The organism is Cohnella terricola (assembly GCF_007786475.1).
In the GTDB taxonomy this organism is placed as follows: Bacteria; Bacillota; Bacilli; order Paenibacillales; family Paenibacillaceae; genus Cohnella; species Cohnella terricola.
Window position 1 is genome coordinate 18,311 of the sequence record NZ_VNJJ01000015.1, and the last position, 24,591, is coordinate 42,901.

At 49.3% G+C, this 24,591-nt stretch carries 19 protein-coding genes and 2 pseudogenes; 10 read left to right on the forward strand and 11 right to left on the reverse strand.

Translation table 11 applies throughout. From position 1 onward, the window contains the following. Positions 1–83: 83 nt before the first annotated feature. The 7 genes from FPZ45_RS20315 to FPZ45_RS20345 form a co-directional block, all read right to left on the reverse strand. On the reverse strand, positions 84–2,663 hold the full coding sequence (locus FPZ45_RS20315; protein WP_144705929.1) for an S-layer homology domain-containing protein: 2,580 nt from the start codon (positions 2,661–2,663) through the stop codon (positions 84–86). Positions 2,664–3,019: 356 nt separating this feature from the next. After that, complete coding sequence (locus FPZ45_RS20320) at positions 3,020–3,586, reverse strand: DUF4062 domain-containing protein (RefSeq protein ID WP_144705931.1); 567 nt, start codon at positions 3,584–3,586, stop codon at positions 3,020–3,022. Positions 3,587–3,659: 73 nt separating this feature from the next. Next, entirely contained in the window at positions 3,660–5,978 is a 2,319-nt protein-coding gene (locus FPZ45_RS20325) for a preprotein translocase subunit SecA (RefSeq protein WP_144705933.1), read from the reverse strand. A 28-nt stretch (positions 5,979–6,006) separates the two neighbouring features. Then, positions 6,007–7,116 carry a DUF5808 domain-containing protein gene (locus FPZ45_RS20330; RefSeq protein ID WP_144705935.1) on the reverse strand — a complete coding sequence of 370 codons (1,110 nt, stop codon included), beginning with the start codon at positions 7,114–7,116 and terminating at the stop codon, positions 6,007–6,009. Further along, positions 7,113–7,514: a GntR family transcriptional regulator gene (locus FPZ45_RS20335; RefSeq protein ID WP_144705937.1), complete on the reverse strand. Its 402-nt coding sequence runs from the start codon at positions 7,512–7,514 to the stop codon at positions 7,113–7,115. Before FPZ45_RS20335 ends, FPZ45_RS20330 begins: the two co-directional genes overlap by 4 nt. A 214-nt stretch (positions 7,515–7,728) precedes the next feature. After that, complete coding sequence (locus FPZ45_RS20340) at positions 7,729–9,243, reverse strand: DUF4179 domain-containing protein (RefSeq protein WP_144705939.1); 1,515 nt, start codon at positions 9,241–9,243, stop codon at positions 7,729–7,731. After that, a complete protein-coding gene (locus FPZ45_RS20345; RefSeq protein WP_186438485.1) occupies positions 9,209–9,730 on the reverse strand; it encodes an RNA polymerase sigma factor in 522 nt (173 codons plus the stop codon). Before FPZ45_RS20345 ends, FPZ45_RS20340 begins: the two co-directional genes overlap by 35 nt. 115 nt (positions 9,731–9,845) lie before the next feature. Here FPZ45_RS20345 and FPZ45_RS25810 point away from each other — a divergent pair. Both FPZ45_RS25810 and FPZ45_RS20355 read left to right on the forward strand, forming a co-directional pair. Further along, a pseudogene (locus FPZ45_RS25810) lies at positions 9,846–10,040 on the forward strand (hypothetical protein); the annotation flags it as partial. Between the two features lie 100 nt (positions 10,041–10,140). Next, positions 10,141–11,409 (forward strand): NHL repeat-containing protein, encoded by a 1,269-nt coding sequence (locus FPZ45_RS20355; RefSeq protein WP_144705943.1) that lies wholly within the window; start codon positions 10,141–10,143, stop codon positions 11,407–11,409. 33 nt (positions 11,410–11,442) lie between these two features. Here FPZ45_RS20355 and FPZ45_RS20360 read toward each other — a convergent pair whose 3' ends face one another. The 3 genes from FPZ45_RS20360 to FPZ45_RS20370 all read right to left on the reverse strand — a co-directional run bounded on the left by FPZ45_RS20360 (position 11,443) and on the right by FPZ45_RS20370 (position 14,402). Beyond that, positions 11,443–12,606 carry a sensor histidine kinase gene (locus tag FPZ45_RS20360; RefSeq protein ID WP_144706080.1) on the reverse strand — a complete coding sequence of 388 codons (1,164 nt, stop codon included), beginning with the start codon at positions 12,604–12,606 and terminating at the stop codon, positions 11,443–11,445. A gap of 106 nt (positions 12,607–12,712) precedes the next feature. Continuing rightward, complete coding sequence (locus FPZ45_RS20365; RefSeq protein ID WP_144705945.1) at positions 12,713–13,411, reverse strand: response regulator transcription factor; 699 nt, start codon at positions 13,409–13,411, stop codon at positions 12,713–12,715. Beyond that, positions 13,398–14,402 (reverse strand): phosphatidylinositol-specific phospholipase C/glycerophosphodiester phosphodiesterase family protein, encoded by a 1,005-nt coding sequence (locus FPZ45_RS20370; RefSeq protein WP_186438486.1) that lies wholly within the window; start codon positions 14,400–14,402, stop codon positions 13,398–13,400. The genes FPZ45_RS20365 and FPZ45_RS20370 overlap by 14 nt, the downstream gene beginning before the upstream one ends. Before the next feature lie 263 nt (positions 14,403–14,665). On the opposite strand from FPZ45_RS20370, the gene FPZ45_RS20375 reads away from it, so the two are divergent. Further along, positions 14,666–15,184: a DinB family protein gene (locus FPZ45_RS20375; RefSeq protein WP_144705949.1), complete on the forward strand. Its 519-nt coding sequence runs from the start codon at positions 14,666–14,668 to the stop codon at positions 15,182–15,184. Positions 15,185–15,283: 99 nt separating this feature from the next. After that, positions 15,284–15,418, forward strand: a pseudogene (locus FPZ45_RS25815) (GNAT family N-acetyltransferase); the annotation flags it as partial. Positions 15,419–15,476: 58 nt separating this feature from the next. Here the strand turns inward: FPZ45_RS25815 and FPZ45_RS20385 are convergent. After that, positions 15,477–16,286, reverse strand: a complete 810-nt coding sequence (locus tag FPZ45_RS20385; RefSeq protein ID WP_144705951.1) for a PPK2 family polyphosphate kinase — start codon at positions 16,284–16,286, stop codon at positions 15,477–15,479. A gap of 261 nt (positions 16,287–16,547) precedes the next feature. Here FPZ45_RS20385 and FPZ45_RS20390 point away from each other — a divergent pair, with 261 nt between their 5' ends. From FPZ45_RS20390 to erm, 6 genes are all read left to right on the forward strand, one after another. Continuing rightward, positions 16,548–18,332, forward strand: coding sequence for a sensor histidine kinase (locus tag FPZ45_RS20390; protein ID WP_144705953.1), 1,785 nt, complete (start codon positions 16,548–16,550; stop codon positions 18,330–18,332). A 17-nt stretch (positions 18,333–18,349) separates the two neighbouring features. Beyond that, positions 18,350–19,939: a response regulator gene (locus tag FPZ45_RS20395; protein WP_144705955.1), complete on the forward strand. Its 1,590-nt coding sequence runs from the start codon at positions 18,350–18,352 to the stop codon at positions 19,937–19,939. 163 nt (positions 19,940–20,102) lie between these two features. Then, entirely contained in the window at positions 20,103–21,455 is a 1,353-nt protein-coding gene (locus tag FPZ45_RS20400) for an ABC transporter substrate-binding protein (RefSeq protein ID WP_144705956.1), read from the forward strand. A 34-nt stretch (positions 21,456–21,489) separates the two neighbouring features. Further along, positions 21,490–22,371: a carbohydrate ABC transporter permease gene (locus tag FPZ45_RS20405; protein WP_144706083.1), complete on the forward strand. Its 882-nt coding sequence runs from the start codon at positions 21,490–21,492 to the stop codon at positions 22,369–22,371. 27 nt (positions 22,372–22,398) lie between these two features. Beyond that, positions 22,399–23,235: a carbohydrate ABC transporter permease gene (locus FPZ45_RS20410; RefSeq protein ID WP_144705957.1), complete on the forward strand. Its 837-nt coding sequence runs from the start codon at positions 22,399–22,401 to the stop codon at positions 23,233–23,235. Positions 23,236–23,679: 444 nt separating this feature from the next. Then, positions 23,680–24,516 carry a 23S ribosomal RNA methyltransferase Erm gene (gene erm / locus FPZ45_RS20415; protein WP_144705959.1) on the forward strand — a complete coding sequence of 279 codons (837 nt, stop codon included), beginning with the start codon at positions 23,680–23,682 and terminating at the stop codon, positions 24,514–24,516. The last annotated feature ends 75 nt before the right edge of the window (positions 24,517–24,591 follow it).

The following is a 24,591-nucleotide window of genomic DNA, read 5'->3' on the forward strand; positions in this document are numbered from 1 at the left end:
GACAACGGCATCGCAAAAAAACAGAAACCCGAGAACGAACGCCTATGAAAAGCGCCTATTCTCGGGTTTTTGAGTTTTCTCCGTTAAGGTTGCGGCGGAACCAGCGTGACGTGGCTGCCGACATGATCGGCGTCGAAGTTTACGGTATGAACGTAATAGCCAATCAATTGTTTGTTCGCGTCAAAAGCGAATACATACATGAATTGGTTATGGACCTTTTCGATAGGAGCGCTACCCAAAAAAAGATGGGTATATGGCTTGTTTACAAATTGGTCTATTCTTACAAGCTCATGAACGGCCCAGAAACGATTCCAACTGAACTTCACTGCTTCTTTCGTCCAAGCGGTCGGCGTCGAGTGTTGATACTCGATATTATTCCACTTGAAGCTGAAATATTTGGCGTTCGCCAACTGCGGATTCGCCGCTATCGCTTGCGCGTTAAATTGGAATTTGTATCCATAGTTGGACCGGTTCATGTCATAGCTTTGTTGATCATGAGCGGTCAGCTCGGCTTTGGTCCACAGCGAGATCTCGATGCCATTACCGTTCGTGACGACCTGGGCCGGGGTTAAGTCGTACGCATACTCTCCGTCCATGATCAACCGGCCTTCGCGGACGACCGTCACGTGCAGATTGCCTTGCGGAAGGGCAGGCTCGAATCCGTTCAACAGAATGAGCGCTCGATTGTAATAAACGGTATCGGTAACAATGGTCTCTTGCCGAGATGCATGATCGGTAGCTGGAATCGTGACCGTTACGACATCCCCTTCTTCCAGCGATTGGCTCACCAATTGATAGGGCGCTCCGTAAAAGAAGTCTTTCTGAATGTAAAATGCCTCTTGAAGATCGCGATCATAAACGAATTGAATCTCGTATACCTTGGTGCTCTTGTCGTTACCGCTGGTCACGAAAATAAAAAGATGAGCGTCCTCCAGCGGTTTCAGATGCACGTTGATCGTATTCTGGCCGTTCTGCAAAAATCCGAAACGGTAAGTGCCATCATTCTGAGTCAATGAGTAGGAAATCTTGGCATAAGTGGCGGCTGTCACGCTGACGGCGACGTCCGATTCGGCAATGTTGCGCGGTACGCCGACCGAATAATATAAGGCGTCGCTGCTGAAGCCGGTGCCAAAGATATTTTTGCTCCCGTCCCGCTGGACAAGCTGGAATTGGTCGTACACGCTGCTGGTCACGGATACCGCGCTCAGTCTCGCGTTGTCACATTCGGCAGTATTGGCGGCATTGCCGGTGCAATGCTCGGAACCTGTGCCCGGATTCGTCCCTGGGCCTGTACCCGGATTCGTCACGGGACCTGTACCTGGATTTGGATTGACTGGCTTCGAGACTTTAATGCCGTCTTTGCCATCACCGTCGACGTTAGCCGGTTGGTTCGCGAACTCGGATCCTTTTGCCTTCTCGTTGATCGTCGCGTTCTCGATCTTGCCATCGCCGATCAGCTTGGACACCGCGTCCAGCACGAGCTTGAGTACTTGCGCTTCCTTGCTCACGTTGATTGTATTGTTCGCTGCGCCGTCCGCCACAACCAGATTGTCGACGGAACCGCTCGGGATGTTGATCTTGATGTTAGCAGCCAGTACGCGAACGTCTTCAAACTTTCCGATAAGATCGACGCTTGCGTCTTTCGGCAGATCTTTAGCCAACTCGACATTCGCGAACCCGCTGTCTGTCACGTTCGATTCTTCCAATTTGACCGCGGATTGGACGATGACGTCGTAGACTTTGGTCTCGCCGATCGCGACGATGCGCACTTTACCGGAAGCTTTGTCCACGATAACTCGAAGTAATACAGAATCTTCGACGTGAATAGAATTTTCGCCGCCGCCGTTCACATGCGTCGTACCTTTGACTGTGACGTGCTTAAGCGTCACGTCGCCGTCCCCGACTTTTGCCGACACGGTTAGATTGCCCGTGATGACCATATTCTGTAACGTGACGTTATCGGCAGCAATAACCACGTCACCTTCGATGGTCTCTGTCTTGTCCGTTGAGCCGTATACGCCGGCCTTATCGAACACTTTCGCCGTTGCAGCGGGTTTCAAAGCAAGGGCCGCATCAATCGCGACGACCGCTTCCGCGCGGGTAATGGCAGCTTGCGGGCGCAAATTGCCTTTCGTGTCGCCTTTAAGCACATTATTCGTAGCTAACGACGTGATCGCGTCCTTACTCCAGGAGGCGATCTGATCGGCATCCTTGAATACGGAGACGTCCTCGCCAGCCACCGAGTCCAGTTTGAACGCTTTCGCGATCATGACGGCCGCCTCCTGGCGAGTCGTCAAGCGGTTCGGATAGGCTTTGCCGCCAGTACCTTGCAAGTACCCGGCTTTCACGGCGATCGCGAAGTCACCGTAAGCCCAATTTGTTGTCGGCAAGTCGCCGAAAGTAAGATTATTTTGGGCGTCGCTCAACTTCAGAGCGCGATTCAGTAGCGCCACGAATTCGCTGCGCTTGATCGGCACGTCTGGCTTGACCGAGCCGTCCTTATACCCTTTGATCAGTCCGGATTCGACCCATTTCTGCAGCGTCGTTGAAGCCCAATGCTTCTGCGCATCCTGCGGGACGGCTGCGAAAGCGGAGGAAAGCAACGTTCCGAATACCAGATTTAGAGCTAGTAAAGCCATGATGATTTTCCTGCTGCGTCTCAACCCATACTCCTCCTTAAGGTGGGGCTAAAGCCCTCATTAGAGGATAATGGTACCACATCGATATACCTACACCCATGAAAAATATGTAATTAATATAAAGGATCGGTAGATTTACTTTTAGATATTTTAAAATGGCAATAGAAAGGCCGAGTGCGCTAACACTCGGCCATACAATTGCTCCCCTACTGTAGGATATATGTCGGTCAGACAAGGAGAGGAGAAACTCTTCCTGAGCAAGTTTTATTATGGAAAAGGAAATTCACTGAACTAACGCTATATAATTGTTGAATCACGGGACAGGCCGCCGAGCACTTGGCGGCCTTCTGTACGTATGAATCCCATACCCCAAATTACTTTCATTTCTTTTTCTCCAACTCCGCCTTTAATCTTGCATTCTCTTCCAACAGCTTTTGAACGTCCGGGGCAGCCTTGCCGGAAACCCAGCCATACAAATCGTCTCTTGCTGCATACTCCGGTAATTGATCGCGAAGTACCATTTTAATGTGCCGTACATCTTCAACATAATAGATAGGGATTTGTTCCATGACCGATTGCTTAAAATCTTGAAACTTCCGATAGTATTCAATGGCTGTGAAGTCGTATGGCTTTTGTCTTAATGCTTCATCTGTGACAACAAAAGCAAATCTAGGTTTGCCCGTTTCTCCGGCATACTCATATTCCCAATGCGTATAGCTCTTGGATTCATCAGGAAGCGTTAACCCATAGAACCCTCCGAGAATCAGGATATATACATCGGACTCGTCGATCCATCTCTTCCTCATTGTCATTGGACTTTCCTTAAAAAATTGCTCGATTCCAGCAGGGATATGACCGGCTTGAAGCACAGCTTCAACAGCGGTATGTCTTTCCTCAATAAGATCGTCGAATGTAGACGATATGTAAATTTGTAATTTCTTTCTCATAGACCCACCCAAAAGAATTAGTATAAATGGAATCTACCACTCTCGCGCTTTATTTGTCAAAATGGACGGGGGTCTACCGCCAACGATGCGCTCTAAAAAGCCAGCTGAGGAAAGGTTTGAAGACAGGTTTGAGGATCAGCGTTATAGCACCGGCAATGTCGGGACCCACGGCGACGGGGGTTAGAAGAGCCTTTTCCGCATATTGATCGTTTATGATATACGTCCATGTCGAGGAAGGGCTTTTCAAGCCTAACCGCTCCCACTCGGAAGGATCGTTCGAATTGCCGAGCCTTGCCAGCATTGTCGAAGTTTCCTTTTCTATTTTCGCCGGAATTTGTTCGAACGCCTGGATAATTCGCGCATGAAACTCGTCGATCGGATTAAGGTTCGCAAGGCCTTCCAAATGAATGCCTTCACGAATATAGGAAACATAAGCGAGATGCTCGGCCCAAAACTTGTCGATATAAAATAATCTGACGCGCTGTTCCGAGGGGCTCATTGGCGTTTCACCGGTCAAAATAGCGAGGCGATCTTGATACAGGATACGCCTTTGCTCCTCTACCATATCCGAATAGTGGTTCAGCTCTTGGCGGATGTGGAAAGTTTGGCCCATGATCACGTGCTGAATGTGGCCGATTTTATTGCGCAGTATCGCTTCATCGAGCGGCTCGTCCTGTTTGCGTTTCTTGTAGGAGGAGGGGATCGCTTTGTCGATGCCGAAACGCAAAATTAAATCGTCCTCTAAGGTAACGAAAAATCTGGACGCTCCCGGATCTCCTTGCCGGCCTGCGCGACCGCGCAGCTGATTGTCGATTCGAATGCTTTCATTCGCGAGCGTACCTATGACATACAGACCGCCAAGCTTCGCGACGGCATCCGCTTGCTTCGGGTCTCCGCCGCCAAGCCGTATATCCACGCCGCGCCCGGCCATGTTCGTGGACACCGTTACGGCGCCGATCTCTCCCGCTTTGGCAATGATTTCGGCTTCTTCCGAATCGTTCTTCGCGTTAAGCACATGGCAATTCACGCCGATTTGCCGAAGGCACTCCGCCAATATGCCCGACTCTTCAACGCTCGACGTGCCGATCAGAATCGGTCTTCCGGTCGCATGGACGGACGCAATCTCGGCGACCAACGCTTTCAGCTTTGCTTCCTTGTGGGTGTAGATTTTGTGAGGGTGATCGATTCGAATACAAGGACGATTGGGCGGAATTTGAACCACCTGCAGCGAATAAATAGCCTCGAATTCGATCGCCGAAGCTTGAGCGGTAGCCGTCATTCCGCTGATTTTCGGATATAAGCTCAGCAAATGCTGAAGCGTGATCGTGCCGAGTATTTGGCCGCCGGCCTTCGACTTAAGCCCTTCCTTCGCTTCCAGCGCTGCTTGAAGTCCGTCCGGCAAATGTCGGTTTTCCGCTACACGTCCGGTATATTCGTCGATCAGTTCGATTCTACCGTCGCGTACGATGTAATCGATATCCCGTTTTAATAGAGCATCTGCATGAAGAGCGCAATTGATGGACGTTAACAAATGACTGTTATGGCCTTCGTACAAATTACCGCAGTGTAACAACGATTCTACCTTTTCGGAGCCCGTCTCGGTTAAGTAGACATTACGCTTGAACTCATCGAAAACGAAATGCTCCTCGTGATGCAACTGTTTGGCCACATTCGCGAACCTTGTGTCATCATTTCCAGTAGTTGCAGCTTCGCCAGCAATTACGAGCGGCACGCGCGCCTCGTCGAGCAGCAGCGAATCCGCTTCGTCGACGATCACATAATGAAAAGCCCGATGGACGGTGTCGGCTGCATTCATCACAATGGAGTCGCGCAAATAATCAAAGCCCGCCTCTTTGGCCGTCACGTACGTAATGTCTGCCGAATAGGCTTGCTTTTTCTCGGCCAAGCTCATGCCCGCTTGAACCGCGACTGCCGATAGACCGAGAAACCGATAAATCGGTCCCATCCACTCCGCGTCCCTGTTCGCCAAATAATCGTTAAACGTCAGGACATGCACGCCTTTGCCCGTTAGCGCGTTTAAATAAGCCGGCATAACGGCCGCAAGCGTCTTCCCTTCGCCGGTACGCTGCTCGATCAGAAATCCCTCGTGCAGAGCGATGGCAGCCATGATCTGGACATCGTAAGGCCGTAATCCGAGCTTTCTCTTCGCTGCCTCGCAGACTAGCGCATAGGCATCGACAAGCAGCTCGTCCAAAGGCGTACCCGATTTTGCCTCCTTTTTCAGCCGGAGGGATTCCGCTAGCAGCCGCTTTTCGTCCCATGCTTCCAAATCCCGTTTCCTGATAAGCTCCGCTTTGTCTCGATAGGCTTTCAGCTTATGCTGGGTATCGCGGTCTTTGATTTTTTGCATCAACTTGACGGCTAAATTCATCGGAATTCGTTCTCCCCTCGGACCAGTTCTACTTGCTCAGAAGCCATACCCATACCAAGAACAGAAGAGGGATCCCCACAATCGCAGAGATCGTTAGCCGGCCCATCGGTTTGGCTATATTGACAGTCCAGCCCATGCCGTAAGGTTTCGGAACGAAGATCGCCGGATCATCAGGATTGCAGTAGAATGTCCCCGTCATTTTCCAGTGATGATTTTCCTGCGAAGAGAAATCTCGTAGTTGGTCCAATCCCTTCGCCCTCGAATAAACCAACATGCCCAGTAGCAACAGATAGGCCGTAAGCATGAGCGCGAACGTCAAATTGATCCACAAGTCCAATTTGAATGAATAGATCCTGCCCGCTTGGAACAGCCCCAAGAATACGGTCAGACCTAGCGAAATACCCCATATCACGAAAGAGTTGATTCGCTTGTACTGGATTTGCTTTTGCAATGAACCATCCGGGTCATTCGGATCCAGAGACGTTCTTATTCTGGCGGCAATGAGGTTCAGAAGCATAAAAAGTCCGGTTCCGATAAGTTGTCCAAAGTTCTCGTAGAAAACGGAACTGATGGATTTGGTGGAATACCAGGAATACCAGTCCGGCATTCTGTCCGCGTTCCGATGTATGGCGAAATAAACCGGGATATCGTTCCACTTCACAAGGGCGATAACGACGCAAACCACGATAACGGCCAAGTGAGCACCGAACCATGGCAAGCCGAGCACGGGGGAACGAAACCGTCTGCTCGAGATGATGGCTGATCTTCTATTTTCGATGGGGACTTGCCAACCACGGGTTGCATTTAATCGTAGCGCCGATTGTCTGCAGATCGCGATTGCGATGCCGGAGAGCGGAAATTGAAGGAGTAGTGCGATCAAAAAGTATACCAAAGCGTGCGCATTGCCCAGGTACCGAATCAATGAGAAGCAAGCGGCAGCCATAACCAGTACGATTATCCCCATCAGAAATATATATTGAACGCGTATCCGTCGGACAGCGAGATCCTGCGTCTCGGTAGCCGGAACCGATACGCCAAACAGCAAGGTTCGAGGACCGAAGAAATTTTGTGCGCTGATCAACAGCGCTTGAATAAAATAGAGGCTTGTTGCCGCTATGAGGGTTCCATTCATCATCATTGACCGTCCCCTCCGCGCTTCATAGTGGTGTCCTCATACAGCCTTTTGCATCGATTCACAAAAGCTTCTTCCGTCATTCCGCGTACAGCCGCTTCCGCCGCGAGCGAACGAAGCTGTCGGAACAATTTGGCTTCGAATTCCGCCGTCACGCCCGGCATCGCGTCCGGCTGAACGATAACCCCCTTCTTCCGGTGCACTTGCAGAAAACCCTCCTGCTTCAGCAAGGTGTACGACTTGTTGACCGTATGTAGATTGATGCCAAGATTCTCGGCAAGATTCCTAACGGATGGAAGCGGATCGCCCGGCTTCAATGCGCCCGATGCGATCCCTTCGATCAATTGGTTGATTAATTGCTCGTATAGCGGAGTCTCCGATTGGAGATCCAGCTCGATGAACATAAGTATCTCTCCTTATATCCGTACAGGTTCAGCATATCTGTCATATATATTATATAACAGATATGCTAGGAGAGAGCAATATCTATTTGTGGTAAGGGAGGATGCAAGATTTCCCGCAAAAAAGAGACGCGCGGCATTTCTGCCGCGCTGATCGGAACACCCGTTTTTTTTGTTTCGGAACCTTTTTGCTCCCACCATAGTCGCGACCGTTCGATTATTTGATCTGGATCAGAATGTCTCTATTGATTTCGATCTGATCATTGCTTCGGCTCAGTTTAATTTCATAACTATCAGCCTGCGGGGCGCGAACGGCCAAAGTATAGGTTTTACCTTTCGCGTCAAGCTCTGGGATTCCGATAGTCCCCGGATAATCGGCATAAGATTTTCTTAGTTCGGCATACTTTTTGGTTTTGTCTTTATATACCTCTTGGCGATAGTCGGGGATGTCGAAGTGGACGGTCGATAAGCTGCCGGTCTCCGGACGCTCGTTCTTGAGCTTCAGTATAAGGAGCCCTTTCTCGTATTTCGCGTTTTCGATTGTAAACGACTTGTTTTTGAAGCTTACCGATTGTGGGAACTTCTGTTTTGTTGAAACAGTAACAGAGCCGCTCGGCGATTTATCTCGAATATGAACGTTGTTGACGTGGAAATACAGCTTCGATACGTTCGGATCAAAGTAAGGGGAGTTCGTGAACGTCATGATGCTTCCATCCGTGGTATTCCCCGGATCCAGACCGTATTGATTCGCGATTTCTTCTACCATAAGGGGATATATGTTCCCTTTGTCGTCTTTTAAGTAAGGATTGTTAGGTACCTCGTCGCCAAATTGAGCAAATTCGACATAATAGGATGCGTTCTTCTCGGTGGCGATTGTCAAATAGGTATTGGTCGGCGTAATGTTGATTTTGTCTAAGGTAAATGCGACGAGATCCGGATCTTTCGGCTCAGTTGCGACGTTCTGGCTCAAGGGGATCAAGCGGTCTTGTGCCAGTTTGTCGGGATTGAAGGGGATTACGAACGACATCCATTTCGTGTGAGAGGTACCTTTGGAATATGCATCGACATCCACGTGCAAAGCAGTAGGTTTGCTTTTGAGAAACGTCTTCAGCTTCTCGGAGTCCAAATCGAAACGCACCGATTCGACATAAAAGATCTTTTTCGTAGTTTCGTCTTCTACGATGTTTGAATTAATGGGGCCCCCTATGCTGATGCCCGAAGCAAACTCCGAGACGGAAACCGAATATTCGGTAACTTGTTTACTGTCGATGCTCAACCCACCGTCGTCAAGCCGATATGCATGCTTCGTAATTTCGTCCGAAGAGTAGAGCACTTTATACATCAGCTTGTCGCTTGAAAGGTACATGTCGCTGATTTGAATGGTGACGCCATCTTTTTGCTGGGTGATCGGTTTAAATGGTTCATACCCGTAGTTCTGCGCGTTCTTTACGCCTTCATATCCCCGAATCGCGTCCAACCATTGCACGGCGGCGGACATGACTGGGATTTCCTTCGCTATGGCCGCAAATGACGGCGAAACCAATACGGCGGTCGAGAACAACAGCGTAGTCGCGACACAAGCGGCGGCAATACCATGGAAGCTTGCGCGTCGTTTTGAACGGCGTGTTCCAATCTGTGCCGAATCGATTTCTTCGAATATGCGTTTCTTCATTCTTTCAACGTCTACCTCGTGCTTGTTATACGTTCTGGAAAGCTTGAGATTGTCCTCCATATCTATCCTCCTTCATTCTAAGCCGTAATTGCTCGCGGCCTCTTTTGAGCCTAGTTTTGATCGTGCCGACATTCGTATTGAGCGCCGACGCGATATCCGCAATCGGAAGTTCCTCGAAATAGTACAATACGATCGGCGCGCTGTAGCGGCTCGGGAGCGCTAGTACGGCCTCGTGCAGCTCACTCAAGTCGGAACGGTTGAAATACGACTTCTCCGCGCTGTCGTCTTGTCTTTCCTGAAAAAGGTTCGTAATTACTTCTCGCCAATGTTTACGTTTGGCTTGCTTGCATTCGTTAATTACAATTTGGACGAGCCATGGAAAAGGATCCGGCTTGAGAAGAGTGTCCATCGAGCGGTATGCTTTGATAAAAGCGTTTTGCACCATGTCCTCGGCGGCCGTCCAATCCCTGACATACGTGTAAGCGATTCTGACCAGACGCTTCGTGTAAAGGTCGATCCACACGGCTAGTCGATCTTTGTTTTCCAAGTTTCTCTCACCTCCTGTGCACATGTAAGATGCACGCCGTAGGAAAAAGGTTTCAGCCGATAAGAAATATTTTTCGACCACTTAGCCTGAAGCTCGTCCGCCTCCTCAGCCCCCAGGAGCTTTTAATGACGCCGTCTTAGCGGTTAATAGCGCGAAGCTTTATCTAGAGCCGACAGATCCAGATATGGCTGGTGTTTCTTCCCATAATGAAAAGCAAAGCGATCGGATGCTGCATAAGTGGCGTCCGGTCGCTTTTGTGCGCATGGCAACGTCTCAGCGTGATGAAACGATTAGGGGCAATGAAAGTTGAAATTAGTAATGGTATTTTATCCCGTACCGTAATAAAATGGTGGAAATGTGACATTGTGACACAAATCTATTATAACCTACTTAAGAACAGGAGATTTCGGATGCAAAGGAAACTTATTTACCTAGTTACGGCACTCCTCCTTATCATTAGTGGTACCGGAACGCAGGCAATGGCTGCCGCAACGGCGAAGGTGCAGCTGCTTCCTGTAAACGACTACTTAGAGCTACCCTATTTAAACGATAGCGGGAAGAAAATACAGCTGCGAGGCTATAAAAATTTTGAGCTAGATTGGAGCGCAGCAATTACAGATGCATGGGAGTTTAAACTGGATGGGGACCGGTTGTTACTTCTGGACAGCAAATTTACGAAAGCAATATCCAAATCGAACGGCCGTAAATTGTGGGAGCATAACTATAATGATTCTAAGCCGAACTTTCTATATGGGTGGGGGCAGTCGGCGAACGGCACGATCTTCACGATCCGAAAGGGTATTATGGATGACACTATTGACGCTAGGGTGGATCTAATTACAGGCGGTGGCAAGGTCAAATCCACCTATTTCCTTCCGAATGATCAGTATATATTCCCTGAATTTATTGCAAAGGTTGCCATGGATTCGAATGACAATCTGATAACGGTGGCAAGCGGGAGACTCGTTTCCCTCTCCCCGAACGGTTCGTTGAACTGGGCCAATTCGGAAGTTGGTGATTGGAAAACGACTACCACAACGATCGGAGATTTCGTATTTACAAGATATGAAACCAATATCAAGGAATTGATTGTCGATTCCCAGGACAATGTGCTCGTATTGACCGACTTGGATTACGCTTATTACTTGAGCAATACCGGAAAAATATTGTGGGAGAAGCAGCTTGACGGAACTCCGAAGGATTGGAGCGCATCCGGCTATATTCAAAAAACCGGCCAGTGGATCCGAGCATTCGGTAATCAATCTGCGTATATCGAAATTCTGGATTTGAAGAGCGGGAATCTGACAAAAGTAAATAAGCCGAGTACGGCTCAGCTTGATCTGGTTATGGCCAAAGCGGGCAATGATCGATATTATGTACAATCCAAACACGGAATTACCCAGATCGATTCTGCAGGTAAAACGATATGGGAATATCCGCTGCGTCTGAACGGTTATTATACGGTATACTCCATGTTATGCGACTCCAAAGGCAATGTATATATTGAGGACAACGGTGGTAGCGTATTCTCTCTTGACCCTGCGGGCAAAGAGCGGTTCGTTTTGATTGTAAAAAACAAGACATCCATATTACATAACATCGCGGTTGACGAGAGAGGGACTCTTTATTTAGTAGATACGAAATTGGGAGTGCTGGCAATCAAGCCGACGAAACGCTAAAACGGCCTTCATTGTGTTGAACCCGCACCAACGTCAAATCTCATGCTTCGGGAAGTCGATCAGCACGTTGAATTGATCGCCCTGAATGTCGATCCGAATGCTGCCTCCCTGCAGCTCAACGATGCTCCTGGCGATGGCGAGACCTAGTCCCGATCCTTCGGAATGGCGCGACTCGTCGGCTCTCTTGAATCGCTCGAACAATTCTTCCGCGGCAAAATCGATCTCGTAGGACGAAGTGTTTTGGATGCGAAACGATACCCGATCATCTGTTTCCTCCAGCGACAAATAAATGCGCGTGCCGGGAAGCGAATACTTGCGCGCGTTGCCGATTAAATTCTCGAAGACGCGCTGGGTCTTATTGCCGTCGAGATAGGCATAAATGTGCGGTTTGCCGATCTTCACCCGAAGCAACGGCGCGATATCATCGCTGTTGTCGCCGAGTTCGGCCAATGTCTGGTTCAGCAGAGCTGCGACGTCGATCTCACGCAGGTCAAGCTCGACCGCTCCGCTGGCCACCTTGGACGCTTCGAACAAATCTTCGATGAGGGTTTTGAGCCGCATTGATTTGCGGTCGAGCACATCTACGTAGGCGCTCGATTCTTCCGGCGACAAGTCCTTCTGTTTCAACAGATCTACATAATTAATAATGGAAGTAAGCGGCGTCTTCAAATCGTGAGATACGTTCGTGATGAGCTCGGACTTCAGTCGTTCGCTCTTCATTTGTTCTTCAAGCGCCACGCGGTAGCCGGCCTTCATATTATTAATGCGGGAGGCCAGTGCAGTGAATGCGTCTTTGCCTTTCACATCGATCGCGCTTTGCAGGTTGCCGGCGGCTGCCGCCTCCACGCCGAGACGAATCCGGTGGAACTTCCCGATGAGATTCCAAGCGTAAGGCAGGACGACAAACACATAGAAAATATCATATAAAACGTACCACCGTTCCACGTAATAATACCGAAAGGTCAAATTCCAGGCACTAATCCCCGCCAAAGCCGATAACACGGCGAATCCGACGACAACGAGAGTAAGCTTCACTTCTTTGAACGCGTATCCCCATGGCAAGTATAAATAATTGCGCACGTAACTGTGTCGCCACTGCTCTTGAAGGGACGACCATCGGACGACGAAATGACCGGCGAAGAGCGCAAAGGATCCTAAGGCCAGCCATAGCAAGCCTTCCAGGGTATTCCATAACATGCGGTAACCGTAGAACCTCAAATCTGCGATCTGTTCGATGACAAGCCACCAGATCGCAACGCACGCCGCAAGACGAATCTCGAACGGCACGCGGCGCAAGGGGATTTTATTTAGGATCGATTTTATAGCCAATGCCCCACACCACCTTCAAATATTTCGGCTCTTTCGGATTGATTTCGATCTTCTCGCGAATATTACGAATGTGGACGGCCACCGTATTTTCCGTGGAATAAAACGGTTCGTTCCACACTTTTTCATATATCTCATCGATGGAGAACACCCTGCCCTTGTTTTCCATCAGCAGCTCCAATATTTTGTACTCCTTGGCCGTAAGCCTGACTTCATCGTCATCTACGAACACTGTTTTCGCATCTCTGTCCAGCACGAGTCCTTTAATCTGGATTCGATCGTTGTTTACGGAATGGACAGCGCCTAAGTTTGTATATCTTCGAAGCTGCGAACGCACTCTCGCGATCAGCTCCATCGGGTTAAAAGGTTTTGTCATATAGTCGTCCGCCCCGATATTGAGGCCCATAATTTTGTCGGTGTCCTCGGATTTGGCGGACAGCATGATAATCGGAATGTTGCGGGATTCCCTGATTTTGAATGTCGCTTTAATCCCGTCCATCCGAGGCATCATGATGTCCATAATAATGAGGTGAATCGTCTCGCGCTCCAGAATGTCCAGCGCTTCCTCGCCATTGGACGCGGTGAATACTTGAATCCCCTCGCTTGTCAAATAAATCGTCAGTGCTTCCCGAATTTCGGGTTCGTCATCTACGATCAATACGTTATTCTTCGGCATATTTTGTCACCTTCAATCTATTCTTGGTTCGTTTAGACATACGCGTGTATTTCCATTGTATCCCGACGCAAATTAACAATATACAAAGAAGCGGCATCGTTGTGCTCCTATCTCCATTCTTCAATAGAGCGAGCAGCTTGTCCGGGCCTCTTGGCGCGTCCGTGTAAAACCCATATGCTCCGATTTCCTGCAACCCATTCATCATCATGGTGTTGTTGACCGTGTGGACGTAACTTTTCACGCCGAGTTTATTCAACCTCTGAATAAGCGTGGGATTCACGATTGTCCGGGATACAGGCATGGCGACTGCCGTAATATGCTTGGCTTTCACATATGCAACGATGCTGTCTGCGGAAGCGAGCGTCTTGTATAACGAATAGATTTTATGCGGAAACGGATAGATCTCCATGACGGCGTCGTACATCTCGGGATTGAAAATCTCTGGAATGACGCGCTGCATAATCGCAGGGTCAACGATATTCGCAACAGAGACTAGAGCCGCGAATTGAGCTTTCACTTTCTGAATGTCCGTTTCTTTGGTATCCAGTATGACGTAGACATCGGGGTACTTGGCCATGAGGCTGACAATATCCTCCCAAGATAACGGTTGATACTCCCCATAGATCAGGGCATCCTTGAACTGTGCAAGCGTCGGCTTATGGCCGGATTTGACGGGCAAATCGGGTTGTATCTTCTTCGTCCAACCGTGCTTCGCGACGACCTTCCCATCCAACGTCATCATCAAATCCACTTCAAACAACCGATAGCCTCTGTTGTAATTGGTCATGAACGCTTCATATGAATTCGTGTAAGACATTCCTCCTACCGATCCCATCGCATGGGCGATCATCCTGTTCTGCATCCATTGTTCTCCGCTGGCAGAGGCAACATTGCCGTTAGCTAACCTCGTGCCTCCGAAGCCGAAACTAATTATAAACGAGATTAAAATTATAATGAGAGAGATTCGAGCAACATAGCTGACTTTTTTCATGATGTGATCCTCCTTCTCGCAACCCCATGAAGGCATCCTACCAACCGGTTATGAAGAGCGAGCGGAGAAAAAACGAAGGAAATTATGAAGTTTTGGGAGCTGATTGAAATTGATGCCCCAGTTCTTTGTGATAAAATAATGTTAAATATAAAGCGGGAGGCGTTTGAAATGAAAACAAATTACATTCACGGGCAAACTCATGAGGGGCCAAGCGCATAATTGCCCATAAACTGCGCGATCCCCTGGCGAGAGGGGAAAAACAAGTGAAGCAATATGCATTGCAACAGTACGAATACCATGTTTGGGCTAACAAGAAAGTGTGCGCACATTTACAAGAATTGTCCGACGAGGTGTATCGAAAGGAAATCGTCAGCGTGTTTCCGACGATCTATGATGCAATGACACACATTTATGTGATCGATTGCAACTGGTTAACGTTCTTGTCGAGAGGCGGCGTCACGGATATGTCTGTCGAATATTTTCAAGAGCTAAAGGAAACGACGGATCGATTAGTGGCTGTAACCCAAGGCAAGCGTATTGAAGAGCTGAGCCAAATGATGTTTGAGTTGAGCGAGCGGTTCAGGGAGTATATCGCGGAGCATGAGGATATTGAATCATTGTGTCCATCCGGGGCGTTTACAGCCCGCTATATCGATTTTATTCAGCATTTGGTGAATCATGGGACCTATCACCGCGGGAATGTCACCGCAATGCTTAGACAGATTGGGCATCCCGGTACGCCGACAGATTTTGGCTTTTACCTGTACACTTTAAGCCAGTAATAGTTGAGAAGCATAACAAGAAGCAGCCTGGAACTTCATATTTCCAGGCTGTTTTCCATTACCTTGCATTATTGTGCATACAAAGCGTTCTGGAGGATGAGCAACAATGTGCATGCGTGCAAATTTTATGCAAGTTGTGGCTTTGTAATAGGCGGGCTTGATCTTCACTTGTATCAGGGCATTCATAAGAATAGTGATGAATTCGCGATATTCTGGTATCTGATTTTTGAATAAGCAACGCAAAAAAATACACCGCCCAAGGCATGCAGCCTTTATGACGATGTATTTAAATTCATTCTTCTGTAGTCTTGTAATCTGCGGGGTCGAAAGCAGCTTTCGGATATTCGAGCTTAAGCTTGCTAAGAGTCGATACGATGATTTTCAGCACCAGGTAATCGCGGAACCACCGATGGTTCGCCGGAACGATGTACCATGGATTCGTTTTCGTTGCGGTCGCCTTGAACGCCGCTTCGTACGCCTTTACGTAGGCGTCCCAATGGCGCCGTTCTTCGAGATCGCTCGGGTCGAATTTCCATAGCTTCTCCGGGTTTTCCATCCGTTCTTGGATTTTTTTAAGCTGAAAATCGGGCGAGATATGCAGGAAAATCTTAATAAGTACCGTTCCGTTATCCGCAAGCATTTTCTCGAATTGCTGAATGTTTTTCAGCCTGCGGGTGGCGACATCCTTGTCGATGAGCCCATGCACGCGGGTAATGAGTACGTCCTCGTAGTAAGAGCGATTGAAAGAGACGAAGTAGCCTTTGGGCGGCGTCACTTTGTGGGTGCGCCATAAGAAATCGTGAGCCGCCTCGTCGTCCGTCGGCCGCTTGAAGCTTTCCGCGCGGAAGCCTTGCGGATTCAGTCCGGACAGCACCTTTTTGACAACGCCGTCCTTACCGCTGCAGTCCATCCCTTGAAACAGGACGAGCACTCCGTTTTTCTTGGAAGCGTACAGTCTTTCTTGAATATCCTCCAGTTGCTCCTTCAGCTTGGCGAAGCTTTCTTCAATTTCCTCCTTGCCCGTAAACCCCGATGTATCCTCCGGATCGTAGCTTTCCAAAGACACTTTTTTCTTCTCGTCCAGCCGATAAGCGTCCAACATTCGAATCTCTCCTCGCGTTGGGAATGAACTCATGCTTTCTACCATATTAACGCAATTTTCACGATTCTAATAGGAGATTCGTCCTCAAGCAATGCCGGTCAGCGAATCGCCGGTCGGCTCTCGCTCTTGCCGTCGCCGATCAGCTTAGACACGCTGTAGCCAACTATGATATATTTTGACTACGCAAATGAAATGTAAGCGCTTAACTTATGATATGTACTAAAAAAAGTCGTTGCTCTTGTGCAAAGAAAGGACGGTTCGATGAAGATAAGATCGCTGCTGGCAGCGCCATTTCGGGGACTGCTTATCCGAAACAAAATTATCGTCGTCTTTATGCCGCTGTTCATCATCCCCTTATTTGCGCTTGGGTATTTTACAAGCCATTTGTTTACCGGCAGCCTGATCGACAAGACGAAACAAAACGTGCTGGACGAATCGGCGTTGATATTGACTCACCTCGATTCGATCATTCGCAACTCCGAGAGCGCTGCCAATGTGATGGTGGAGGATTTCAACCGCATTTACCAGGATTCGGATACCCTAAACAGCCCGGTTGAAGAAAAAAAGCGCCGCGTTCAAATTCAAACCTTGTTCGATATCGAACTATACAATTTTCCGGACATCGATTCATTTGCATTTCTCGATTCGCGGGGGGTTCTATACACGTCCTACTTTCCGGCCAAAAACAATGACGTAAAAGTATTCGGCAGCAAGCTGCTCCACGATCTGAACGAGTTGCCAGGCTACGGTGTCAATAATTGGTTGCCCGTGCAATTTCGCGATTTTCTCGTGTCCGATCCCGATATTCCGGTGCTGTCGATCGGCAAGCAGATCATCGATCTGAACTATGGCTATCCGCATGGAATTCTGTTTGTCAACGTTAAAGAAAGCGAGCTTTCTTCCCTATACGCGAATATGGTCTCGTATCCGAACGAGCATTACCGCATTATCGACAGCAAAGGCACGGTGATCTCGTCCTCGGACAAATCGGAGCTAATGAAGCCATTGAAAGACGAAGCGCTGCGAAAGCTTATCTTATCGAAAGAGTCTTTCTCGGAAATTGTGCGTACGCAGACTGGCGCCAATCTGGTTACGAGCGTCACTTACGCCAAAATGGGCTGGAAGCTTGTCAATATGGTACCTGAGCGAGCCATTACGGCGGATATCCGCAAAAATACTCGAATGACGGTCCTGATCGGTTTAATCTGCCTTGTCTTCGCTCTCCTCGGCGCAACCATTCTGTCTAGGTTCATCGTCAATCCGCTGCAGAAGCTGGCGAAGGCGATGCGCCGGGTGAAAGAAGTCGAGCTGGATGAAAAGGCGCATTTTCACACAGCCGACGAAATAGGGCTGCTTGCGTCCGTATTCAACTCGATGATTGCGCGCATGAAGGAGCTGATCCAGCGGGTGGAGGCGGAGCAGAGAAGAAAAAAGGAATACGAACTGGCGCTCATTCACGCCCAGATTAAGCCGCATTTTCTGTACAATACTCTCGATTTGGTATATATGCTGAACGATCTCGGCCGAAGCGACGAAGCCCGGGATACGACCAAGGCACTGGCCGATTACTACCGCGTCGCGTTGAGCAAGGGCAGCGAGATCATTCCCGTTGGCGAAGAAATCAAAAATGCCAAAGATTATTTGACGATCCAGCGTGCCCGTTATTCGGACGTATTTGATTTCGATATCAGCATGCCGCCGGAAGTAATGAGGTCGGCCATTCCGAAATTGTCGATCCAGCCGCTGGTGGAGAATGCCATCTATCACGGATTGAAGACGAAAGGCAGCATGGGACATATTCATATCGGGGGCTTCCGGGACGAGCAGGCGGTGACGATCATCGTCCGCGATAACGGCGTCGGCATGCCGGAGAGCCAGCTGAGGGAAATCCGGAGCCGGTGGTCAAGCGACGACAACATGCCTGTGTCCTTCGGGCTATTCAGCGTTAACGAACGAATTCGACTTTATTTCGGGAACGAATACGGGGTAACGATCAGCAGCAAGCCGCAAGAAGGCACCGAAGTCAGAATAAGGCTGCCCGTCTGAACGAAGGAGGAATTGCGATGTTTAGCGTGATGATAGTAGATGACGAGCCGTTGTTTCGAGAATATTTGCAAAAAAAGTTCGATTGGAATGCGCTCGATATGGCGATCGTGTGCGAGGCCCGCAACGGCATCGAGGCGCTGGAGCAGGCGGAGGCGTTCCTACCGGATATCGCGCTGGTGGATATCAACATGCCCTATATGGACGGCCTAGCCTTGTCCGAGCAATTGAAGTTGCGTTATCCCGATATGTCGATCGTGCTCGTAACCGGCCATAACGAGTTCGAATACGCGCGAAGGGCCATTCGGATCGGCGTAAAAGATTATTTGCTGAAACCTTTCGACAAGGAAGAATTTTCGGTGACACTGAATAAGGTGAAGAGCTTTATGAAAGCCATGCACGAGGAAAAGGCTAATGTCCAGAATCAGTCCGCCTTGCTGCGCGAAAGCTTTCTGCTAAAGCTCATCTGCCCGGATTTCTGCATGATGCGGGAAGACGCCGAGGCCGAAATGGCGCAGCTGCGAATTCCGATACCGCGGCGGTATTGCCGGGTAGCCTTAACGGTAATCGGTCATTTGCGCGACAACGACGAGCCGACTGAAGCTTCGCTGTGGAGAAATGAGGTCGAAAAAATGCTTCGGGAGCTTATCCCCGCACGTGGCGAACCGGTGCTGTTCCACGATGCCGAGGGCCGGATTGTCTCCATTATCGCCTTGGATGACCGGGAAGAAGCGCTCGCTTATGACGGCCAGGCTTTTGAACAGCTGAGTCGGCAGGTCGAACATCACTTCAAGATTACGGTGACGACGGGACTCGGCAGACTCTCGAACGATCCTATGGAACTGCGCTTATCATATCGGGACGCTGTGACTGCCGTTCAGAATAGAATGACGGCCGGTCAAGGCCAGGTCATCTGGCACGAACGGTTGGGAAACAACGCGAGCGCGTTCGAACTATTCTCCATCGAGTTGCAGGAAAAGCTCATTTACAGCTTGCGGATGAAAGAAAGGGATACGGTCGAACAATTGCTTGACGAGGTTTTCTCTTATCTCGGCCAAACACGGACTGCCGCCGATACCGCCTTGACCGGACTGGTGGGCATCGTCTCCATCGGCCTATCGTTCGCCGCCGAATCGGGCCTCGCGGTCGGCGATCTGTTCGGCCGCGAGTTCTCGCCCTACCGGGAGCTAGAGCGGATGCAGACGATCGAGCAATGCCGGGAGTGGTTGAAGGCGCTGTTTTGCCGCTTAATGAACGAGGTCTACGGGAGCAGGGCATCGAAATCTCTAAAGCTGCTCGAGGCAGCAAAGCAAATCATCCATGACGGTTACGCCGATAGCGACTTGACCGTCGAGGCGATCGCCGCGCGGCTCTTTATCGATGGCAGCTACTTGCGGAGAATATTCAAAAAGGAGGCCGGCATGCCGGCTTCCGATTATTTGACCTTTGTTCGAATGCAGCAAGCGAAGAAAATGCTCGGCGAAGGCAAGCTGAAGCTATCCGTTGTCGCGGAGCTGGTCGGCTATAATGACGCCAACTATTTCAGTAAAAGCTTCAAAAAGCACTTCGGCTTCACTCCGACCGAATACGAGCTGAGGAAGAGGCGCTGACGGCTTGCATCGGAAAACAAATGCCCGATGTCCCGTTTTGTACCGATTCGTCGCGATTATTGCATTCTTTCCCTTCCTCCGAAACTTTATAATAAAAAAAACCGATGAAACCGCTTGCATAAACGGGGTCGCGGATTCAATTCCATAGAAGGAAGGGATAGGGTTGAAGCAAACACGATTTAAGGCATGGACAATTGCAGTCGCATTGGTGGTCACTTTCTCTTTGGCCGCGTGCGGCAATGGCAAGAATACGTCGAACGCAGAAAATTCAGCGCCGGCCAACACGAGCGAAACCGAGAGCTCTACCGAAACCGCAAGCGCGCCAGCGAATGATCAGCCGGTCAAGCTGAGGATCTATGCCCAATATTTCGATGACGATACGAAGAAGCCATACGACTACGCCGTTGCGGAGTTGAAGAAGTCGATGCCGAATGTCGAGCTTGTGCTTGACCCGTCCGTACAGGACAACGGGCAGAAGCTGAGAACGTACGCCGCTTCGGGCAATATGCCGGATATTTTTCAAGTGGGATACAACGATATCAAGGCATTCAGCACTTCGAAAAACATCGAAATGCTGGACAATGCCGCTCCGACAGCGCAGTTCAAGCAAGATTTGAATCCCGGGAACGAGCCGGTGTTGATTGCCCCTGACGGTCATATTTACGCTTATCCCTATTCCGGAATCGAATTCCAAATTCTCTTTTACAATAAGAAGCTATTTGCCGATGCGGGCGTACAGGTGCCGATCAAGACGTTCGATCAGTGGAAGGATGCGATCGCCAAATTCAAGGCGAAGGGCATCGTGCCTCTGTCGATATTTTCCAAGGAGAAATGGATCGGGAACTCCTTCTACAAAGGACTTGTAACAAGAGAAGAACCGAACGGATACGCTGCTCTGACAGGGACCGAGCTTTCGGATGCGTTCAAGCTCGCGGCGAAGCAATTCAACGATCTGAAGGTCGCCGGATTGTTCGATCTCAATGCCACGAACACCAACTACGATCAGGCGTCCTCCATGTTCTATACGGGCAAGGCTGCGATGTTCGTCAACGGGCAGTGGGAAATCTACGGCGCGGATAAGCAAATGGGAGACAATGTAGATTGGATGTATTGGCCGGCGAAAGACGAAGCGACGTACGATGCCATGAAGTTCTATATGGACGGTTCGGGCGAACCCGCTGGCTACGGCGTGTCGACGACGAGCAAAAACAAAGAAACCGCGATTGAGGTTGCCGCATTCATCTCCCGGAAATATGCGGAATTCAAATATACGCAGCTCGGCAATCCAATCGTCTCCGTGAAGGTGGATAAGCCGATTACCGCCACTCCTCCTGCGATGATGCAACGTCTGATCGATGAAACGCTGCCTAACATCAAAGGTTTCGCCAAGCTGAATGAAAATGTCAAGATCAGTACGGCTATCGACGACAATACGCAAAATCTGATCGTCAAAGACTTCAGCGATCAAGACTTCATTAAGAATATGAATAGGGTTCTTGGCGAGGTCAACAAGTAACGGCGAATTCTACTCAGAGAATGGAATGAGTTCTATGAGAAATTATTTCGGGAACAAAAGGGCGATCGCTGCGTTCGCCCTTCCTGCTCTTTTACTGTATACGCTAGTTGTCGCTTATCCGGTGGCGCAAAGCTTGTACCGCAGTTTTTTCGACTGGGACGGTCTCGGGGCGGGAACCTTCACCGGGCTAAGCAACTATGTCAAGCTGATTGACGACCCGCTTCTCTTGACCTCGCTCAAGAACGGCGGAATTTTCGCCCTCGTTCTGGTCGTATTTCAGATCGGGCTCGGCACGGTGCTGGCCCTGGCTTGTGCCGATGCCAAAATCAAAGGAAGAAAAATACTGAAAGTGGGTTATTTCATTCCGGTGGTGTTGTCCGTTACGGTCGTGTGCCAGCTGTGGATTGCCATTTACGACCCGACCAACGGGCTCATTAACCGGTTGTTCCAGATGCTGGGCATCCCTTATCAACAAAACTGGCTATCCTCGCCTACCGTCTCCATCATCGCGATCGCTTTCGTGAATGCCTGGCAATATATGGGATATCAATTCAGTCTCCTCTACGCAGGAGTCAAGTCGATCCCGGAGCAGTATATGGAGGCCGCCATTATTGACGGCTGCACCAAGTGGGCGGCGCACCGCAAAATCACGATCCCGCTGATGGTGGAAACATATAAGTTTTGTTTTATAGTGGCGATTACATCGGGAATCGGGGCTTTCGTCCAGATGTTGATCATCACGAACGGCGGACCCGGAACGACCAACTTCACGCTGACGTTCATGATTTTCCGTTACGCATTCAACGAATTCGAATATGGCTACGCCTGCGCAGTGGCCGTATTTCTGGTAGCGCTCAGCTTGCTCGCCACCGTCATCATTAACCGGTTATTCGAGCGAGAGCGGATTACTTATTAATTCGGGAAGGGAGCGTGCCGCAATCTTATGCCAACCAGAGTCAATATCGGACGACTACTTCTGCAGGGTTTGTTATGGTTTTATTTTCTCATTTCCGTTTATCCGCTGATCTGGATGGTCTCGTATTCGCTGAAAAACAATGATGAGATATTCGTCACCAATCCCTTCGGCTTGCCGTTCCATTTCCGGATCGAGAACTATATTCACGCCTGGTCGCAGTTCAGCATTCCCCGTTACTTTGTGAACAGTCTAGTCGTTTCGACGATAAGCACCGCCGGGATCCTGATCCTGGCGGTCATGTTCTCTTATGCGATCGCTCGAATGGTGTGGAAGCTGCGCGAAACTGCGAGGTTGTATATGATCATCGGCATGTTCATTCCGTTGCAGGTCATTATGGTCCCGCTCGCGATTTTGGTGAGAAATCTCCACCTGGCCAACACTTACGGGGCTCTAATCGTCCCGTACATCGCGTTTGGCCTACCTTTCTCGTCGCTTGTTTTCTACGGGTTCATGCGCAGCATTCCAGTCGAGCTAGAAGAGTCGGCGTGCATAGACGGGGCTAGCATTTACAAGACGTTTTTCCGTATCATCGTGCCAATCGTGCTGCCGGCCATCGCAACAATCGCCATCTTCCAATATCTCGGAGCGTGGAACGAGTTTTTGCTCGCCTATATTTTGATCTCCGACGAAGCCTTGAAGACGCTGCCGTTAGGTTTGCTGTTTTTTCAGGGACAATACAGCACGGACTGGGGCGGAATGGGCGCCGTCATGACAATTGCCAGCTTGCCGATGGTCATCATATTCATGTTCTTTAGCGATCAGGTCGAACGCGCCATGACAGTAGGCGCTGCTGTCAAAGGCTAGTTCTGCAACCAAAGTTGTAAATTAAATATAGATTATGCTATTATAGGTTCAATACAAGGAACGGAGGGTTGTTCTAACAATGGGTGTTATTTATTTTTCCAGATTACGTTTTGTCACTTTGTGCCACTAATTAAATAGTGAACGAAGGCTCTGCTTGCGTGCGGAGCAAAACGGAATCGGTCTGCCCATTTTAGGATATCCCTGCTGCATAGATGGATATAAAGGGACAGCGCGTCTGTCTCTTTTTTGCGTACTTAAAAAAGATCTCAAATTCACTTTTGCAGTTAAAAATCCGCTAACTGTTGTCTTTGTCGACTCAAGGACAAGAGTTTATCTGAATGCGCCTAGAAGTTCATCCCAATTCCCGTTGTTCCGCCGCAGGCATACGCCTGTGGTTTTTTATTTGGGTCAACGGAAATGAACGAATTCGGGAGGAACATAACAATGCGCGGACAGAATAAGAAGCATAGAACGATTAGAAAGTGCAAATCGGGACCGAACTTTACGGGCCAGCATCTCTTGCACAATCCGAAAACGATCAAGCAACTCATAGAAACGGCTTGTTTACAGTCGACCGATACAGTGCTTGAAATCGGCGCAGGTAAAGGTGGTTTAACTTTTCCGATTGCCGAGAAAGCCGGTAGAGTCATAGCGGTAGAAATTGATGCGGATTTCGTTGGGGCTTTGCGCGCAAAATCGAAAGGCTGTCCCAAAATAAAAATTATCCAAGGCGACATCAGGGAGATGCGATTGCCTGTAGAGCCATTTTGCGTTGTGGCGAACATTCCATTCTCCATCACCACGGCTATTTTTGAAAAACTGCTGGGAGCCGAAGGCAAAGCATTTCAAAAAGGGGCGTTGATTTTGGAGAAAGGAGCGGCTCGAAGGTTTACGGAAGGCTCTACGTTGGATCCTCGTTTGTTGATGTGGAGGATGAATTTTCAGTTCGAAATGAGAACGGTGGTCCCACGCACTCACTTTGCCCCGCCTCCGCGCGTCGACGCGGCTATCATACAAATTGTTCGAAGAGATCACCCTCTTGTACCTGCCAATGATGCGAAAAGATTCATGGCATTCGCGGCATATGCCTTAAGTGAACCGCGACAGTTGGCGGCCGAGGCGCTTAAGGGGATTTTCACACCAGCTCAGTTGAAAACGGCATTAAAAAACGCAAGGGTTGATCGGGAGCGAGCGGTGGCCTTGTTGTCGCAGGAGCAGTGGGCGTCACTCTTTCATACGATGCGTCAACATGTAGCGCCTTATCGTTGGCCCAAAATGTAAGATGGCAGAGAGTAACCGTCAACATTTATAATAATTATAATTTCTGGAAATTCGAGCCAGGAAACTAGTGATAAG